16 protein-coding genes are annotated in these 18,081 nt (G+C 48.2%); 3 read left to right on the top strand and 13 right to left on the bottom strand.

Features of this window, described 5'->3' with window-relative positions; all coding sequences use genetic code 11:
* Positions 1-95: 95 nt before the first annotated feature.
* From MJO57_RS11940 to MJO57_RS11900, 9 genes are all read right to left on the bottom strand, one after another.
* Positions 96-3,656 carry an ankyrin repeat domain-containing protein gene (locus tag MJO57_RS11940; RefSeq protein WP_252025549.1) on the bottom strand — a complete coding sequence of 1,187 codons (3,561 nt, stop codon included), beginning with the start codon at positions 3,654-3,656 and terminating at the stop codon, positions 96-98.
* Positions 3,657-3,847: 191 nt separating this feature from the next.
* Positions 3,848-5,362 carry an IS66 family transposase gene (locus tag MJO57_RS11935; RefSeq protein WP_252017330.1) on the bottom strand — a complete coding sequence of 505 codons (1,515 nt, stop codon included), beginning with the start codon at positions 5,360-5,362 and terminating at the stop codon, positions 3,848-3,850.
* 85 nt (positions 5,363-5,447) lie between these two features.
* Complete coding sequence (locus MJO57_RS33245) at positions 5,448-5,840, bottom strand: regulatory protein RecX (RefSeq protein ID WP_371924876.1); 393 nt, start codon at positions 5,838-5,840, stop codon at positions 5,448-5,450.
* Positions 5,841-5,892: 52 nt separating this feature from the next.
* On the bottom strand, positions 5,893-6,990 hold the full coding sequence (gene recA, locus MJO57_RS11925) for a recombinase RecA (RefSeq protein ID WP_252025545.1): 1,098 nt from the start codon (positions 6,988-6,990) through the stop codon (positions 5,893-5,895).
* Positions 6,991-7,110: 120 nt separating this feature from the next.
* A complete protein-coding gene (locus tag MJO57_RS11920) occupies positions 7,111-7,605 on the bottom strand; it encodes a CinA family protein (RefSeq protein WP_252025543.1) in 495 nt (164 codons plus the stop codon).
* Between the two features lie 172 nt (positions 7,606-7,777).
* Entirely contained in the window at positions 7,778-8,317 is a 540-nt protein-coding gene (locus tag MJO57_RS11915; protein WP_252025542.1) for a DUF3299 domain-containing protein, read from the bottom strand.
* Positions 8,318-8,358: 41 nt separating this feature from the next.
* A complete protein-coding gene (locus MJO57_RS11910) occupies positions 8,359-9,621 on the bottom strand; it encodes an FtsX-like permease family protein (RefSeq protein ID WP_252025540.1) in 1,263 nt (420 codons plus the stop codon).
* Entirely contained in the window at positions 9,621-10,373 is a 753-nt protein-coding gene (locus tag MJO57_RS11905; RefSeq protein WP_252025538.1) for an ABC transporter ATP-binding protein, read from the bottom strand. The genes MJO57_RS11910 and MJO57_RS11905 overlap by 1 nt, the downstream gene beginning before the upstream one ends.
* 1 nt (position 10,374) lies before the next feature.
* The gene (locus MJO57_RS11900; protein WP_252025536.1) at positions 10,375-11,001 is read right to left on the bottom strand and encodes a DUF2796 domain-containing protein; all 627 of its coding nucleotides are present in this window, start codon (positions 10,999-11,001) and stop codon (positions 10,375-10,377) included.
* Positions 11,002-11,177: 176 nt separating this feature from the next.
* Here MJO57_RS11900 and MJO57_RS11895 point away from each other — a divergent pair, with 176 nt between their 5' ends.
* Entirely contained in the window at positions 11,178-11,663 is a 486-nt protein-coding gene (locus tag MJO57_RS11895; protein ID WP_252025535.1) for a hypothetical protein, read from the top strand.
* Here MJO57_RS11895 and MJO57_RS11890 read toward each other — a convergent pair.
* Entirely contained in the window at positions 11,630-13,147 is a 1,518-nt protein-coding gene (locus MJO57_RS11890) for an IS66 family transposase (RefSeq protein ID WP_252025533.1), read from the bottom strand. The genes MJO57_RS11895 and MJO57_RS11890 overlap by 34 nt on opposite strands.
* Here MJO57_RS11890 and MJO57_RS11885 point away from each other — a divergent pair.
* Positions 13,146-13,292 carry a hypothetical protein gene (locus MJO57_RS11885; RefSeq protein WP_252025531.1) on the top strand — a complete coding sequence of 49 codons (147 nt, stop codon included), beginning with the start codon at positions 13,146-13,148 and terminating at the stop codon, positions 13,290-13,292. The two genes, MJO57_RS11890 and MJO57_RS11885, sit on opposite strands and share 2 nt — an antisense overlap.
* Positions 13,293-13,343: 51 nt before the next feature.
* Here MJO57_RS11885 and MJO57_RS11880 read toward each other — a convergent pair whose 3' ends face one another.
* The 3 genes from MJO57_RS11880 to MJO57_RS11870 form a co-directional block, all read right to left on the bottom strand.
* Positions 13,344-14,621 carry an IS4 family transposase gene (locus tag MJO57_RS11880; protein WP_256493279.1) on the bottom strand — a complete coding sequence of 426 codons (1,278 nt, stop codon included), beginning with the start codon at positions 14,619-14,621 and terminating at the stop codon, positions 13,344-13,346.
* 497 nt (positions 14,622-15,118) lie between these two features.
* Positions 15,119-15,565, bottom strand: coding sequence for a transposase (locus MJO57_RS11875; protein ID WP_252025527.1), 447 nt, complete (start codon positions 15,563-15,565; stop codon positions 15,119-15,121).
* A 25-nt stretch (positions 15,566-15,590) separates the two neighbouring features.
* Entirely contained in the window at positions 15,591-16,364 is a 774-nt protein-coding gene (locus MJO57_RS11870; protein WP_252025525.1) for a hypothetical protein, read from the bottom strand.
* A 58-nt stretch (positions 16,365-16,422) separates the two neighbouring features.
* Between MJO57_RS11870 and MJO57_RS11865 the strand changes: the two genes are divergently transcribed.
* Positions 16,423-18,036 carry a hypothetical protein gene (locus MJO57_RS11865; RefSeq protein WP_252025523.1) on the top strand — a complete coding sequence of 538 codons (1,614 nt, stop codon included), beginning with the start codon at positions 16,423-16,425 and terminating at the stop codon, positions 18,034-18,036.
* Positions 18,037-18,081: the final 45 nt, after the last annotated feature.

The following is an 18,081-nucleotide window of genomic DNA, read 5'->3' as shown; positions in this document are numbered from 1 at the left end:
TTCTCGCATTCATATCTCCATTTTTATGACATTCCCCACGTCCACACCACGTTTTATGAGCAATAACAGCGAGTACCATGGCTGGTCACGGAAAGTCAATCGTGGATAAAACGGAGTGAAAGAACTTTCATTAAATCACTTCCGAGTTTATCGGGAATATCTAAACAATTAATGTGGTCGGTTGTGATGATTCGAAACTTATTCCGGATACTTTGGGCAATGGATAACAGGCATCTGTTTCTTAGCTTTTCCTCTGCATAATATTGATGACAAATAAAAAGTTCATTTAACTGCCCTTCAACAAAGCGCTTCGGGACCAGAATATTGAGAACCTTAAACAACCACAGCTTTTGCTCCAGGGATAATGAGCAAAACAGATCAAATTGTTTTATGGCTGACAGCAGTTTAAATACACTGGCAAATTGCTTTTCTCGTTTATCTTCCATGGCTTTATCAAGATCATCTCTTGTTATGACGACTCCCTTTCGAAGCAACCATTCAACCACCATTTCTTTATACCTAATCATGGCTATTGCGAGAGCACTGTTACCATCTTCATCAACTGCATGAATATCCATGCCCTTCTGGTATAACCACTCAAGCATTGGGATATGGCCCGCTTTGACTGCACAATGCAAAATGCTACCACCTTCTTCCAAGTTGCCCCAGGCAAGAATGTTTGCATTTTGCTCATACAGCCATTTCACAACATGAAAATTGCCGCATAGCGCAGCCGCAGACACGGGATACCGTTGGAACCATTGGTCGCCATCATTCGGCTGGAATTCAAACGCGTTAAGGCCCTGCTGACAGAGCCAGCGAATCACATGTAAGTGACCTTGCTCGGCGGCTATTGTCAAAACTGATTCAACGGCACCATCCACATCAATGGCATGAACTCCTCCAGCTTGCTGTGTCAGATACTTAAGCACCGGCAAGTTTCCATCACGGGCTGCCAGGGTAAAGCAACTCTCGTCATAATCATCCAAGCGTTGCAAATTTGCCCCGCACTGAATACACCACTTGAGCAATGGCAAATGGCTTTTAGCTGGTACAGCGGTGAGGGCAGAATCATTTTCCAAGCCCATTCGATAGAGCCATTGAAGGACATTCAAATGACCTTCGGAGGCGATATCCGGTACCATCGAAATAACGGTTTTACGATCCTGAACAACGCCATTGTCCAGTAGCCACTGGGCCAGTTCAAGATGGCCTCCCATCAACGCATAATACAATGCATTGCCTCCATATTTAGTCACCTGCCGGGCATCAACGCCTCTCTCTTCATATAACCACTGCACCAAGGGCAAGCATCCACTTTGGGAGGCTAAAATCAGAGCATTTTGGCCTTTTTTATTAATGTGGTGCACATCCACCCCCAAAAGAGCCAACCGCTGAACCAGACCCAAATAGCCACGGCTTGCAGCCAACATCAGGGGATTATTGCCAAGCCCATTAATGGCATGAATATTCGCGCCTTTCTGTATAAGCCAAATGGCCAGGGATAATTGAGAACAACTGAGAGCAATATGCAATAAATGACTTCCATCCGGGTAAATCCGATTAAGACCTGAATATTCGCCAAGCCATTGGACCACCGGAATATGGCCTTTCGCTGCTGCCTCGGCCAGTGCATCATATCCATCACACAAGCAGTTAGCCTTGTTGACAAAACCTTGGGTAAAGAGCCACTGAACAATGGGTAAATGACCTTTTTTTGCTGCCATATGAAGGGCATTACGCCCAATCGGATCAACATGATGAATGTTGCCACCGTGTTGATAAAACCACTTGAGCAAATTCAAATTACCACTGTGTGCTGCCAACATGGCGCCATTACAGCCAATACCGCCAATACCGCCAACTTGAGTAATCGAAAAATTCCGGGAAGAGAGCCACCGGACTGCAGCCAATTGCCCCTTCCGTGCAGCCAGCATTAGCGCGTGCTGCTGATAATAATGTGTGCAGTGACTGACAACCCCTTTTTGACAGAGCCAGTCTGCGACCTGAATATGTCCATTGCCGACCGCCAGCACAAAGGCATTACAACCAAATACATTATTGCCGTAGCAACTGCTGTCAATAGATTTAATAACCTGATTGATATCAACGCCTATGAAATGCAACCACTGAACCATTGGCAAAGAACCGGTTTCTGCGGCAAGGGTCAGGGCATTGTGGCGAAAAATATTAACTTGATGAACATCCACACCTTTCTGGAACAACCATTTTGCCAATTCCAAATGGCCTTTGCCTGCTCCCAGGGTAAAGGCATTATCGTTACTATGGTTTATGTGATGGATGTCGATCCCGAATTGTTCAAGATACTTCATCAGCTCAAAAAAGCCGCTTTGAGCAGCCAACATGAAAGCATTGTAGCCATCACCATTGGTGTGGTGAATATCTGCCCCCTTCAGGCATAACCACTGCGCCAGCCCCTCATGACTGCCCGCAGCAAAAGTCAGGGCATTGTTGCCTTGTTGATTAACCCGGTGAATATCGGCACCTTTGTCAACCAGCAACTTTACCACTGCACAATGACCATATTGAGCAGCCATTAGCAGGGGACTATTACCCAGTCTGCACACCTGGTCTAAATTCGAGGGATCATTTGCCAGCAAGAGATCAAGGAGTTCATAATGACCATGACGGGCAGCCAGCATCAGACAGTTATGACCCTGCTCATTAACCCGGCAGAAATCCACCCCCATTGTCATTAACCCACTGGTAACGGCCAGCTGCCCTCCCCTTACAGCATAATGTGCAATATTCCCCCCATCCGGATAAATCTGATGAATATCTATTGTTCTGCCCAGCCAGCGGATTAACTCAATATGCCCATTCAAGGCCGCCAATGCCAAGGCATTCTCCTGCTCATTATTCCAGTGATGGAGATCACACCTAAACTCGGCCAATAACTGAACCAGTTCGAGACAACCATTGCGGACAGCCAGCATTAGTGCATTATCACCCTTATTATTCTCTTTATTGATTCCTAAAGGCTTGACCATGAAGTTATCTGCATCTGTCAGTAGCCATCGAACCAAGGCTACATGCCCACCGGCTGCAGCAAGAGTCAGGGCATTGTCTCCCTGGAGATTGCATTGATAAATACTGCAGCCCATGAACATCAACCACTGAACCACCTCAACATGCCCACCGGCTGCAGCAAGAGTCAGCGCATTATCTTTATTATTATTGATCCGATGAAAATCACTATCATCCAGCTCAACCAGATGCAGGAACGCTAAATGACCATTTTTTGCAGCCAGCAGTAGCACATTATCGCCTTGGTGATTGGCATGGTGAATATTGGCCCCTGCTTGAATCAGCCTTTGCGCCTCTTGTAGCCTCCCCTTAATAGCTGCGAGACAAAGGGGCGTATTGCCATCACTATCCTGAACTTCAGAATCTTCCTTTTTTGCCTGCTTGGTAACCACCGGCAAGTGCAGTTGATAGTTACGATTACAGGGGCAGTTGATGCCAGCACCCTCTTCTGAACCGGAAATTTCACATTTCCTCTCGACCACTAAGCGGCCTGTCGGTCGATCACTACCTGAGGGAATAATATTGCCACAATCATTATTGGCTTGAGCTAAATCTGGAGATGAAGACGACACTGGACAGGATGGACTGAGCGAAGCGATATTGTTCATTAGGATCGCATCCCGATTTAAAGAAACAGACTTGGGTTTGAATGCCAGAGAATATCTCTACAGTTTCGTTATCATAATAAACCCGACCTCCCCACACTAATGACCTGAAACAGATACCCGCTGACATCAGGTCACTTCAAACCGCCTTTCTTACCTCAACAAAATCACCTCAACTAATAGAATAGATGTAACTATTCAGCACTGAGCAAAGGCATATTACAGTAATTCCGAACAGCTCTATGAAGTGATTGATATATGTCCATTCCCTGTTTTCTGGCAGACGACAAATAGCTGCGAATCCGTGCAAACATAGAACCACCGTCTGCACTCCTGAAGCAGCCTGAGATTTTCTGCTTTAACTTGGCCATTCGAACATCCCGCTCACTGCCATTGTTATCGAAGGGAATGGTAAAATCTGACATGAAGCGCAGTGTCTCAGCCTTGAACTCAGTGAGTCGTTTGAAGAGATTGTAAGCTTTAGTATTCTTGACTTTCTTGCGCTTAAGCTCCTCTCGTTGCTTCTCCATATAGACGACTTCTTTCATTAGAGCCCGCTGAAGCAACCGGTCATAAATCTTCTCGATTCGTTCACAGACAACACTTGGCATCTGTAGCATACCTATGGTCTTAAAGCCCTTGCAGTAATGCCAGGAAAGCCTCAGTAGCTTCATCAATCGCAACGCCAGTTGATTGCTGTCCCTATCAACAACACCCAAAAGCTCCCTCAGGTGATGGGCATTGCAAAGTACGTGAGTTGCCGCATATGCAAAATAGGATTTCCAATGATCATGAACCAGAACGCCTGCAAATGTTAGCAGTATGCCCATCGTGTCCATGGCCTCACGACCTCGCTTTTCAGACAAGTAGTAGAGCGTCCATTGTTCATCCCGCATAACGTGTAGCCAGTGCAAAGAGCCCTCGGCCCGCATACCCGTTTCATCGGCTCCGGCAACAGACGATTCCCGCAAGGCGTCACGAATAACCTCTTCAGTAGAAGCCAGATTTTCATAGGTTCTGGCCACAAAATTGGCGACAGTGCCTGCACTTACACTCATTTTATAGAGAGTATTAAAATACTCTGACACGCGCTTAAAAGGCAGGAAATGGTATTGGTTAAGATAGACGGCCATAGCCTGTGTGGCTGAGCCATATTGTGCGGCAGCGGTAACACCTTCCGGGAATTCAGCCTGATTCCGACAACCACAAGTGCAGATTTTTACTTCAGCTCTATGGGCCGTTACTTCAAATTCACCCGGTCTCCCTGGTTCAAACACCTGTCGTTCAATATATTTGACCGGCTCACTATCAAGAAGAGACGCCTGACATTTATTGCATTCTTTAACCGGAAGGTACTCAATATAGTCAGGGATATCGACCTGTTTAAGACAAGTGCCCTGATGCCCTTTCTTTCCACCGGCTTTATTACCAGAAGACTGTCTCAGACTTTTAGGATTGGGTTTTTCATCCGATGGATCGGTACCTTTATCTGCGGAAAGGTCGTCAGAATGATCTGGAGAATTACTGTTTTTACAAGGTTTTTGATAACCATCAGACGATGGCGGCTTGCTGCTGTTTTGACTGTTCTTGCCAACCTTTTCTTCCAATTCTCGACATCGCTCTTCCAGACAGGCAACTCTCATCCGCAGCTCTGCATTCTCTTTCAAGAGAATCTCAGCCGACATAGTTGCGGGTAGTTCTGGAATCATGCTGGCGAATATTGTGGAAAAATGGTGCTTAAGAGGATGGTATAAAAATCAGAAAATTCCAGATTTATGTGGGGGTGCTGAACAGTTACGAATAGATTTGCTCCGTGGTAAAGCCACGCTGGATAAGAAAGCGAATTATGCGGGCACGGGCTTTCCCATCCTCAGGCGAATGACGGCCAAATTTTTGCTCTTTCACCTGTTGAGCCAGCTGCTCCCAAGATGCATGTTGCTCCTGTAGATATTGCCCGATCATTGCACTATCAATGCCTTTCTGGAACAGTTCTGACTTAATGCGCAGGGGGCCATAACCCCGCTGCTGCCGACTGTAGACATAGCTTTCAACAAAGCGATCGTCACTTTGCAGCCGCTCTTCTCGCAGCCGGGTCAGCGCTTCAGTCACCAGTTCCGGAGGAAAACGGCTGGAAAGTTTTCGGGCCAGCTCGGTAAAACCATGCTCCCGTCGAGCCAGTAGATCCATGGCAGCCCGACGGACATCTTTTACCGTTTGAGTGGCTTCAGAAGGCATTCAATTACTCAGCCAGCAGCTCGTCCTGTTGCACACTTGCCGCATCAGCATCATCTTTTTTACCGGCATCTCTCCTGGCTTCTGCTTCCGCCTTTTTGGCTGCTTCTTTCTCTGGTGTGCTCATCAACTCATCACGGATCTGCGCCTCGATTTCAGCTGCCACTTCCGGGTTATCAGAGAGATATTGAGCAGCATTGGCTTTACCCTGGCCAATCTTTGCCCCTTTGTAGGCATACCAGGCACCGGATTTATCAACCAGTTTCTGCTTCACACCCAGATCAATCACTTCACCCATATGGTAGATACCCTGGCCATAAAGAATCTGGAATTCAGCCTGACGGAAAGGAGGCGACACCTTATTCTTCACAACCTTAACCCGGGTTTCGTTACCAATAACCTCATCACCCTGCTTCACGGCACCAGTACGACGGATATCAAGACGTACAGACGAATAGAATTTCAGTGCGTTACCACCGGTAGTGGTTTCCGGGTTGCCGAACATCACACCGATCTTCATCCGGATCTGGTTGATAAAGATCACCATGCAGTTGGTCTGTTTGATGGATCCCGTCAGCTTACGCAGAGCCTGAGACATCAGGCGGGCCTGCAAGCCAACGTGAGAATCCCCCATCTCACCTTCAATTTCCGCCTTGGGTACCAGGGCAGCTACAGAGTCAACAACGATGACATCCACGGCACCGGAACGAACCAGCATGTCAGTAATTTCCAGCGCCTGCTCACCGGTATCCGGCTGAGAGACATACAGGTCATCCACATTCACACCCAGCTTACCGGCGTACTGAGGATCCAGGGCATGTTCCGCATCAACGAAGGCACAGGTAGCACCCTGCTTCTGCGCCTGGGCAATAACGCTCAAGGTCAGCGTGGTTTTACCGGAAGATTCAGGCCCGAAGATTTCAATAACACGCCCCTTCGGCAGACCGCCAATACCCAGCGCAATATCCAGCTGCAGAGAGCCGGTAGAAATTGCAGGAATTGCCTCCTGCTTCTGATCGCCCATCCGCATGATGGCACCTTTACCAAACTGTCGGTCAATCTGGCCAAGTGCTGCTGCCAACGCTTTTTTTCTGTTATCATCCATTTTTTACGCCCTCAGTTTGATTCTGACTTCATCAGGAACAGCCAAATAATTAATACTGTATATTTAAACAGATACTGGATATTTGTCCAGTATATTTATTGCTTTACAGGAATGATCTTTTCAGGTTAACAGGGTCAGAATGCCCTGTAACGCCTGAACCACTGTCTGCTCCCTGATCTGATCACGATCACCCTCAAGATGAAAGTGTCTGGCAGCGGTTTCCTGTCCGGTACTCCAGGCGATCCATACCGTTCCGACCGGTTTTGCCGGTGTCGCACCACCCGGTCCCGCAACGCCGGTCACTGCCACGGAGATATTGGTTTTCAACAACTTCCGAACCCCCTGTGCCATGGCGATAGCTACCTGTTCACTGACGGCACCGTACTTATTGAGCAATACTTCCGGCACATGAAGAAGATGAGCCTTAACGCCATTGGCATAGCAGATGACACCACCTTCAAACCAGTCTGAGCTACCTGGCAACGCGGTCAATGCATGACCAATACCACCACCGGTACAGGATTCCGCCGTAGACAGGGTCCAGCCTCTGGAAATCAGGAGTTCAGCAATCTCAAAGACAATGGGAGACGTAGCAGAATGCAATGTAGGTTCCATGGTCACTCGCCATAAGGTTAACAGAGAAGCCAATCAGGATAGGACGTTATAACACGATCAGGGGAATTCTTCACAAATAATCAGCCAATGAACCATTTCATTAGCTGCACTCGGTTTACCGTGAGAAAATGCTTTGCCCCGAAGGCCCGGGGCAAAGTAAAAAAGTGTTTATTTACTCAAACGCCTTAATACTTTCCACCGTTATGGCGTAGACCACGTCAGTATACTCGGACGTATGGTTCTCAACCCTGATCACCCCTTCCAGCCAATAGGGTGTATAGCCAGCTTCTGTCACGGTTATCCCCTGGTCATAGCGGACAAAAATGGTCTGATTGGGCGGCGGTGGCGGGACATGAATACAGGCTCCCAGGGTAGGAACCAGCAACAGCTCTGTTGCTGACTGATCCTTGCCAATATTCAGTGGCACCAGATAACCGGGAATTTTAACGCGCTGCTGATCCATGCTCTCTACCGGAATTTTGCCCAGCTCAACAATATAATCAATGGCCTCCAGCTGGCTGATTTCCCCTGCTTCATACTTGCGGACGATTTCCTCATCCACCGGAGGCATCAGGTCATCCCAATTAATCTCTTTAATTGGCGGCGTTTCAGTACTCTCAACCGCCGCCATGGCAACATTCGTTGGCATAACCATTGACATAACCATCGACATAACTATCAGCATAAAAGGCACCATAAGCACCCTCGCCATCCAGCAAAAGCGTTGTCGTCTCGTTGTCATTATTCGCTCTCCTACAGCCTGACCGTCAGACCATCCGCCAATGAATTTTTATAGGCCCGCCAGGCTGGCAGTGCACCAAGCAGGGTCGCAGAAACGATGATGGCGAGCGCCAGAGCCAACTCAAAGCCCCCCGGTAGTGCAATGGTAATGTGCAAACCCAGCTGTATTTGCAACACCGGTTGAATAGCGAACAACATGCCATACATCAGCAAAAAACCCAATAGCGTGCCAGTGATGGCGTAAATCAGGGATTCGGTGATCATCAAGGTAAAAATATGCCCGGGCCGGGCTCCCACCGAACGGAGAATAGCCATCTCTCTGCGCCGCTCATTCAGGGACGTCAGAATGGTGGTCAGCATGCCAACCAGGCCAGCAATCACCACCATCACTGAAACGGCCAGTAATGCCTTTTCAGCCGAACCCACCAGCTGCCAGAGTTCCCCGAGGGCAACTCCCGGCAAAATAGCGGTTAACGCTTCCTGTCGATAGTCATTCACCTCCCGCTGATACCGAAAGGCAGCCACCCGGGATTTCAGGCCGACAAAATAGGCCGTAATGCTCGACGGTTGCAAATCCATGGCTCGCGCCCGGTCGGCAGAAACCGAAAAGAGTGCATTGGGCGCCGCACCATTCACCCAGTCAATATGCAACGCTTCAATTCCTTCCAGCGAGATCATAATCACTCTGTCCATGGGAGTTCCGGTAGGCTTCAGCACACCGGAAATCCTGAAGGGTTTGTCCTGGTGTTCCTGCAGACTTGTGCTTTCAATACCGTGACTGAGTACAATGTCCTGACCAATCCGATAACCGAGAACCGCTGCCACTTCAGAACCAATCACCGCATCATAGAGATCATCAAAAACCTTACCCTGTTGGAAGCTAATGGACTGATCATCACCAAAGCGATAGTGCTCAAACATGGATTGAGAGGTTCCCACCACACGATAGCCCTGGTGAGAATCCCCCAGGGCAATGGGGACAGTCCAGGCGACCGCCTGGCTGGATGACAGCTGCTGATAAGTTTCCCAGGTGACGTTATTGGTCGCATTACCCATATGAAAGACAGAATAAAGCAGCAGATTCAGCGAACTGCTCCGGGCTCCGACCACCAGATCGGTACCGGATACCGTACTGGTAAAACTGTTTCGTGCCTCAACCCGAACCCTTTCCACGCCCAGCAGCAAAGCCACACTGATAGCAATGGAAAAAATGGTCAATAATGCCGTTGTTTTCCGGTTACTGAGACTTTTCACCGCCAGATGAAAAACTGACATCACACCACCTCCGATGCTTTGACGGACAAAGGCCGGTGCTGACTGGCACGGTTGATTTCATCGAGCGCAACAGAGCGATCAAACAATGCTGCCAGGGCAGCGTCATGACTGACGAAAACCAGCGTACTGCCAGCCGCCTCACACTCAGCAAACAGCAGGCGAATAAATGCCTCACGGGTATCACTGTCCAAGGCAGAGGTCGGCTCATCCGCAATCACCAGTTCAGGGCGGCCAATCAGTGCCCTGGCCGCAGCAACTCTCTGCTGCTGGCCAATACTGAGTTCCGTCACAGGCCTCTGTAACAACTGTGGATCGGATAGCTCCAGATGGTTGAGCAGTCGAATCGCTTCTTGCTCAGCACCAACACCCATGGCTTCAACGTTTTCACGGCGCTTGCTGGCAAACCCCAGCGGCAGTGTGACATTGTCAACCACTGAAAGATAAGGAATCAGGTTGAACATCTGAAAGATAAAACCGATATGATCGGCCCGAAAACGATCCCGGCGCGCCGGGGAAAAGCGACCAACGTCGTTTCCCAGCACAAAGACCTCACCGTCAACCGGTGTGAGTACCCCCCCAAGAAGCCCCAGAAGCGTCGTTTTGCCTGAACCTGATGGTCCCCGGATAAACACCTTCTCCCCCTGGTTGATCAACAGTTCCGGTATATCCAGAACCATGGTTCCCGGCTTCCAGCCAAACTGAACATTCTTTAGATGAATAACCGGAACCACCGGTTGACGAAGACAACGCATATCAGAAGCGCACCTCTGGCTGCTGACGGCTCATCTGACCGGCAATCTGGCCAGCATCGGTAAAGCCCCGAACCTGCAACTGCTGACTGTTGCCAAACCGCTGAAACAGTCGGGTAGAGATACTGTTGAGCCCGGCAATATTGGCACACTCAAAAACGTAAGTAGCGGCGATATCCATATGTGCGGCCTCATGGTGATCATGGCCATGCTTCTCGTGATGTGAGTCGTGATGGTCATCGTGACCATGATGATCATGGTGTGAGTCGTGGTGACCGTCTGCGTCCCCATGATGGTCATGATGATCTTCTCCATGCCCCCCGCTAGCCGATGCTGATGCCGTTTTCAACGTACAGGAAGCCGCAGATGTAAAAGACCATAAATCGTCTTTTTCCAGTTCATCCAGGGCATCTTCCAGTTGCCTGCGCTGAGCGTCAGAACTGATGGACTCAAAGCCAAGAATGTCAAATCCCGGTGTTTCCAGTTCAATATGAACCTGATGACCTTCAACGGCAAAGTTCAAATGACCGGTGCCGTGTACATGGGCATCGGCATGACGTTTTCCACCAGCTGAAACACCCGCTGACATCAAGGCACAGGCAACAATAGCCATTGTTGAAAAGTGACGCATACACAAATCCTGAAAGAAAAAAATCATTGGGTGAAAGTCTCATATTGATCACACCCACAGGCCTTGAGCTACAGCAAACAGACGTAACACCAAATTTTTCAAACTGAATGGAGAGCAGCCAAACACAGCTATGATTCTAACAGCAAACAAAGAGTCAACTGTGAGAGGCCGCTCCGATGGAAGTATGTCAGCCACTAACCAAAGTCGCCAATGATTCCTGTCCTGCTATTGACCAACTGCAGCAAAAACTGACCCTACTTCGTCAGTCCAATAATCCAATCCAGCATTTTGAGGATCATGAAAACGAGATTCACTCCCTCTTTATTCAGGCGGAGCGAGAAATACTGGCAGAAGAACTGCAAAAATTAGACATCAATAAAGCTTCTATCGAAGTGAATGGGGTCGTGTATCACCAGGCATTACGCAGCTATCAAACCTACCAGTCAGCAGCAGGACCTGTCCGGGTATTGCACAGCCTCTACCGCAATGCAGGGGATAAGTGCATTGTCCCTTTAGAGCTCAAGGCTGGCGTTGTAGAAGGCTACTGGTTACCAAAGGCTGCGAAGCAAGCAGCATGGATGGTTGCCCAGTTGCCGCCCGCGGACGTAAAAAGCTTACTCGATCGTAACTATTCAGCACTGAGCAAAGGCATATTACAGTAATTCCGAACAGCTCTATGAAGTGATTGATATATGTCCATTCCCTGTTTTCTGGCAGACGACAAATAGCTGCGAATCCGTGCAAACATAGAACCACCGTCTGCACTCCTGAAGCAGCCTGAGATTTTCTGCTTTAACTTGGCCATTCGAACATCCCGCTCACTGCCATTGTTATCGAAGGGAATGGTAAAATCTGACATGAAGCGCAGTGTCTCAGCCTTGAACTCAGTGAGTCGTTTGAAGAGATTGTAAGCTTTAGTATTCTTGACTTTCTTGCGCTTAAGCTCCTCTCGTTGCTTCTCCATATAGACGACTTCTTTCATTAGAGCCCGCTGAAGCAACCGGTCATAAATCTTCTCGATTCGTTCACAGACAACACTTGGCATCTGTAGCATACCTATGGTCTTAAAGCCCTTGCAGTAATGCCAGGAAAGCCTCAGTAGCTTCATCAATCGCAACGCCAGTTGATGATTGCTGTCCCTATCAACAACACCCAAAAGCTCCCTCAGGTGATGGGCATTGCAAAGTACGTGAGTTGCCGCATATGCAAAATAGGATTTCCAATGATCATGAACCAGAACGCCTGCAAATGTTAGCAGTATGCCCATCGTGTCCATGGCCTCACGACCTCGCTTTTCAGACAAGTAGTAGAGCGTCCATTGTTCATCCCGCATAACGTGTAGCCAGTGCAAAGAGCCCTCGGCCCGCATACCCGTTTCATCGGCTCCGGCAACAGACGATTCCCGCAAGGCGTCACGAATAACCTCTTCAGTAGAAGCCAGATTTTCATAGGTTCTGGCCACAAAATTGGCGACAGTGCCTGCACTTACACTCATTTTATAGAGAGTATTAAAATACTCTGACACGCGCTTAAAAGGCAGGAAATGGTATTGGTTAAGATAGACGGCCATAGCCTGTGTGGCTGAGCCATATTGTGCGGCAGCGGTAACACCTTCCGGGAATTCAGCCTGATTCCGACAACCACAAGTGCAGATTTTTACTTCAGCTCTATGGGCCGTTACTTCAAATTCACCCGGTCTCCCTGGTTCAAACACCTGTCGTTCAATATATTTGACCGGCTCACTATCAAGAAGAGACGCCTGACATTTATTGCATTCTTTAACCGGAAGGTACTCAATATAGTCAGGGATATCGACCTGTTTAAGACAAGTGCCCTGATGCCCTTTCTTTCCACCGGCTTTATTACCAGAAGACTGTCTCAGACTTTTAGGATTGGGTTTTTCATCCGATGGATCGGTACCTTTATCTGCGGAAAGGTCGTCAGAATGATCTGGAGAATTACTGTTTTTACAAGGTTTTTGATAACCATCAGACGATGGCGGCTTGCTGCTGTTTTGACTGTTCTTGCCAACCTTTTCTTCCAATTCTCGACATCGCTCTTCCAGACAGGCAACTCTCATCCGCAGCTCTGCATTCTCTTTCAAGAGAATCTCAGCCGACATAGTTGCGGGTAGTTCTGGAATCATGCTGGCGAATATTGTGGAAAAATGGTGCTTAAGAGGATGGTATAAAAATCAGAAAATTCCAGATTTATGTGGGGGTGCTGAACAGTTACCCTTAATAAAGAGAATTTGTTCAATAACAGCCTCGCTGTTAACCCACAAAATTTGAGCCAGCCAGAGCTTAAAGGACTTATTGATGCAGATGCTCTTAAGGTAGACATTAAGCTCCACCCACTGCACAGAAGCCTAATCTTGTACGCCCTGAACAACCATCCCGTGCAGGGTGTTCTCGTTTCGCATTATTTCCCCAGAAGTCCAGTAGCTTTTTAATGCATGAGACCAATGACTTTCCTGCATTCATCAACGATGAAATCACATTACCAAACAGGTGAGTCCCACTTTTCATCACCTTGTGCGTCGAGATTTCCTCAATGCTCCCACTTTCACAGAGGTTCGCCTGTGCAGCATGGGCAAGGTACCTTTTCAACGTCACAACCACAAAGGACATCAGAATCAGGCTAAACACCAGTGTCGCTGATTTGGTGTTAAAACGATGCCACCCTGAATAGGATTTGATCTCTTTGAAAATCAGCTCTATCTGCCACCGTAGACGATAGGCCTGGAGCACATCACTCAAGGTGAACTCCACCCGGTTCAGGTTGGTCACAACGAAAACCCACTTCTGTTTTTTGTCATTCCAGCGGACAACCAAGCGGAATGGCCAGGCTTTGAATCCCGGCCATTCTACATCCAGGTCGAGGCACTGGTCTTTGGGGAAGCCAGACAGTACATCCTTCAGTTTTTGTCCTTTGTAGCGATTGAGATTCTTGCCATCCTCCCGTACCGCGCTGAGTATCGTCGGGTTGATACTCTGAGGTGCCTTGCAGATAAAAGAACCCTCCCTGTCATCAATAGCGGCAAAGAGTTCCAGCTCAAAATAACCGGCATCCATTAGCATCAGGATATAGGCCATGGATGTTGGCAGTGGTGGCAGACAGTCTCTTTCTGAACGGGTATCTTCAGTCAGCTGCACCCGCACCAGGTTGTTGGTGAGAAGATCCATTGTCGTATGAAGCTCGACGGCAGCAGGACTGACCGTTGAGAACCTGCCGGGAAATGCTTCTTTCAGGGCATCATAGACAGCTTGTGACGAACCGTCCTGAATCAGAATGTGCTCAAACTCTGAAAATGGACTGTCTTCATCAAACGCCATGACTTTGCGGGAAAATATTTCCAGACACTGCACCCATAGCCACAGGATAAGAGTAGGCAGCGCGTCCTTTTTAGCTTGATTTGCCCAAGAACGATAAGAGACATTCAGCCCCGTCAACTCGTTAAATTTACGGTGTAGATCCGCCAGGGTATCGCAGTTTCCATCACCAGCGAGGGCATCAATCAGTGAGAGGATAAAATCCAAAGGACGGATATCTCGCTGTCGTATAGTAAAACCAAGCTGTTCCGCCATACTTAGGAGTTCTGACCGGTCGAAACAGGTCAACAGTTTTTTTCAACTAATCTACTATTTGCAGTACTCATCTTGTTCAGCCATTGATAATGGTTTCGAAGCTTTATTGTGGCTGTTCAAGGTGGGTTCTGCCGCCGGAAACGAACCTTTTTTGAGCTTAATGTCTACCCTAAGTGCAGATGCTATGCGTGCCAGCCAGCTGCATGATGATTATGTTCAGAATCTTGAAACAGAGTCTGCCCATGCAGAAAACCCGGAAAAAGGTACTATTATCTCAGGCTCTCAAGTCTTCAGGAATAGTTTTGAAATACATGCACTTGAGCGATTACGAGAGGGTAACAGTGTTGTATATGATGTTGGGAAACTATTTCTTGGGGTCTTGCTTAATCCTGCTCCAGTCACTGAAAGGCAGAAGAAAATACGTGAAATTTTAGGCGTCAAAGAGCTGTTACTAAATCAACAGATGACCAGTTTGCAGCGAATGTACGACGCCTACTTTACCATTAGAAGCAATACTCTTAAGGTAGACATTAAGCTCCACCCACTGCACAGAAGCCTAATCTTGTACGCCCTGAACAACCATCCCGTGCAGGGTGTTCTCGTTTCGCATTATTTCCCCAGAAGTCCAGTAGCTTTTTAATGCATGAGACCAATGACTTTCCTGCATTCATCAACGATGAAATCACATTACCAAACAGGTGAGTCCCACTTTTCATCACCTTGTGCGTCGAGATTTCCTCAATGCTCCCACTTTCACAGAGGTTCGCCTGTGCAGCATGGGCAAGGTACCTTTTCAACGTCACAACCACAAAGGACATCAGAATCAGGCTAAACACCAGTGTCGCTGATTTGGTGTTAAAACGATGCCACCCTGAATAGGATTTGATCTCTTTGAAAATCAGCTCTATCTGCCACCGTAGACGATAGGCCTGGAGCACATCACTCAAGGTGAACTCCACCCGGTTCAGGTTGGTCACAACGAAAACCCACTTCTGTTTTTTGTCATTCCAGCGGACAACCAAGCGGAATGGCCAGGCTTTGAATCCCGGCCATTCTACATCCAGGTCGAGGCACTGGTCTGTTTGGGAAGCCAGACAGTACATCCTTCAGTTTTTGTCCTTTGTAGCGATTGAGATTCTTGCCATCCTCCCGTACCGCGCTGAGTATCGTCGGGTTGATACTCTGAGGTGCCTTGCAGATAAAAGAACCCTCCCTGTCATCAATAGCGGCAAAGAGTTCCAGCTCAAAATAACCGGCATCCATTAGCATCAGGATATAGGCCATGGATGTTGGCAGTGGTGGCAGACAGTCTCTTTCTGAACGGGTATCTTCAGTCAGCTGCACCCGCACCAGGTTGTTGGTGAGAAGATCCATTGTCGTATGAAGCTCGACGGCAGCAGGACTGACCGTTGAGAACCTGCCGGGAAATGCTTCTTTCAGGGCATCATAGACAGCTTGTGACGAACCGTCCTGAATCAGAATGTGCTCAAACTCTGAAAATGGACTGTCTTCATCAAACGCCATGACTTTGCGGGAAAATATTTCCAGACACTGCACCCATAGCCACAGGATAAGAGTAGGCAGCGCGTCCTTTTTAGCTTGATTTGCCCAAGAACGATAAGAGACATTCAGCCCCGTCAACTCGTTAAATTTACGGTGTAGATCCGCCAGGGTATCGCAGTTTCCATCACCAGCGAGGGCATCAATCAGTGAGAGGATAAAATCCAAAGGACGGATATCTCGCTGTCGTATAGTAAAACCAAGCTGTTCCGCCATACTTAGGAGTTCTGACCGGTCGAAACAGGTCAACAGTTTTTTTCAACTAATCTACTATTTGCAGTACTCATCTTGTTCAGCCATTGATAATGGTTTCGAAGCTTTATTGTGGCTGTTCAAGGTGGGTTCTGCCGCCGGAAACGAACCTTTTTTGAGCTTAATGTCTACCCTAAGAAGCAATACTACAATGACTCAGCAAATACCTGTCGGTATCGGCAGCGATAATTTAGGCAGGGTGACTGACTATACAACAAAATTAAAAACCGATATGGAGGCAGTATTAAGCAAGACAATTGAAGCTATCGGCACTACGGATACAGCAAAGATAGATACCTATATCGATAGCAGAAAGGATGCGTTGCTGGAACTCAGGAACACGATGATTAAGGATCTCCAATCTTTATCCATGGCTCAAAAAGGATCAAACTCATCGTCGACGGAACACCGTCTGATCCAATCCGCAGGTGACCTTGCTCAGGAAACGACTGAAATAGCATCAAAATGCCTTTCACTGTTCAAACAGATCGCCTTTGATCTGAAGACTCGCTTTAATGATCCCGACGTTTATCAAAGGCGAGACTTGATACCCAATGATTTCCTTAGCCCATCGGACGATGATCAGACCAGAAAACGTCGTGATCTATCCGCTAGTGATGAGAATAATTTGCTGAACGACGATTGGCAGGATACTGAACTGTCAGATCCAGACGACTGGGATTTACTTGAGCCTGCACACAGTTCAGGTTCCAGTTTACATTCAGGTATAGTCTCGGGTATTGGAGCCCGGTTGTCCGGGTTAACCTCATTGGCCGGATTGGGCAGTCCTGTCAATCTGGCCCGAACCGGATATGAGTCGCCGAACCGGGAGTCTATCCACGGCTCTTCACCAGGACAAGAGGGGCAGGCATTGCGGGCCCGGCCGGTGCCATATAGCCCAGACAGCAGCCTGACCCTGGCCAATGTCATGGCCGCTGTGATCAATGACCGCCCCCTGCGCACCGTTGATCATCAAGTACTGAGCAACAATAGAACTGGCAGTTTGCCGTCCGATCCCCTTGGGCAGTCCCCCGGTATGAAATTGTTAGAAGGCAGTCGGCGGATAGCCGGTCGCATGCAAGCGGAAGTGGCTGACTTTGTGCAGGCACTGTCCAACAATGCTTTTGCTGAGGTGGCGACGTGCTGGGAACCTGAGGATCTTCTGAATATTGCCATTGTACAAACCGGTGCAAGCGCAGATCTATCCTCTTCTCCATCCTTTTCTCCACCTTATTCCACAGAAACTTTTCTACAGACGGTCCTTACCTCCAGGGCACTGGGCGTCGAGCATGAAAGCCCTGATAATATTTTTCGCAGTGACGGAACGGTGCGCCAGGTTGCTGTCGGGGTCGATGGTCAGTCAGCTATTTTTTACGACCCTGTTTCAGGGAAAACGACAACCGGTTCTCCATCCGTTGAACTCGCCCGATGTATGCTGCAAGCCATGGCGCAGCATCAGCTGAAAAAACATGGAGTGCAGGGACTGTCTCCATCCTTTGGCAAAAAGGTACTGGATCAGGCTCGTGGGTTGCAAAGCCGACAACCTGAAAGCATTGCCCGCCAGTTAGGTAGTTCTCGTCCAAAAACGCATCAGGCAATCATAATTAGATTGTACGTGCGTTTTGATATTTCCTGAAATTCCAGAGAGCCGCAAAAACTCTTCCCTTTTTTTCTCTAATCT

This window comes from Endozoicomonas sp. SCSIO W0465 (assembly GCF_023716865.1).
Taxonomy (GTDB): domain Bacteria; phylum Pseudomonadota; class Gammaproteobacteria; order Pseudomonadales; family Endozoicomonadaceae; genus Endozoicomonas.
This window is presented reverse-complemented; position numbering and strand designations above follow the sequence as displayed.

Bases quoted from the DNA above. Each gene is read 5' to 3' on its own strand.
- MJO57_RS11940 (WP_252025549.1), bottom strand. From the start codon at position 3,656: ATGAACAATATCGCTTCGCTCAGTCCATCCTGTCCAGTGTCGTCTTCA.
- MJO57_RS11935 (WP_252017330.1), bottom strand. From the start codon at position 5,362: ATGATTCCAGAACTACCCGCAACTATGTCGGCTGAGATTCTCTTGAAA.
- MJO57_RS33245 (WP_371924876.1), bottom strand. From the start codon at position 5,840: ATGGATCTACTGGCTCGACGGGAGCATGGTTTTACCGAGCTGGCCCGA.
- recA (WP_252025545.1), bottom strand. From the start codon at position 6,990: ATGGATGATAACAGAAAAAAAGCGTTGGCAGCAGCACTTGGCCAGATT.
- MJO57_RS11920 (WP_252025543.1), bottom strand. From the start codon at position 7,605: ATGGAACCTACATTGCATTCTGCTACGTCTCCCATTGTCTTTGAGATT.
- MJO57_RS11915 (WP_252025542.1), bottom strand. From the start codon at position 8,317: ATGGCGAGGGTGCTTATGGTGCCTTTTATGCTGATAGTTATGTCGATG.
- MJO57_RS11910 (WP_252025540.1), bottom strand. From the start codon at position 9,621: ATGTCAGTTTTTCATCTGGCGGTGAAAAGTCTCAGTAACCGGAAAACA.
- MJO57_RS11905 (WP_252025538.1), bottom strand. From the start codon at position 10,373: ATGCGTTGTCTTCGTCAACCGGTGGTTCCGGTTATTCATCTAAAGAAT.
- MJO57_RS11900 (WP_252025536.1), bottom strand. From the start codon at position 11,001: ATGCGTCACTTTTCAACAATGGCTATTGTTGCCTGTGCCTTGATGTCA.
- MJO57_RS11895 (WP_252025535.1), top strand. From the start codon at position 11,178: ATGGAAGTATGTCAGCCACTAACCAAAGTCGCCAATGATTCCTGTCCT.
- MJO57_RS11885 (WP_252025531.1), top strand. From the start codon at position 13,146: ATGCTGGCGAATATTGTGGAAAAATGGTGCTTAAGAGGATGGTATAAA.
- MJO57_RS11890 (WP_252025533.1), bottom strand. From the start codon at position 13,147: ATGATTCCAGAACTACCCGCAACTATGTCGGCTGAGATTCTCTTGAAA.
- MJO57_RS11870 (WP_252025525.1), bottom strand. From the start codon at position 16,364: ATGGCGGAACAGCTTGGTTTTACTATACGACAGCGAGATATCCGTCCT.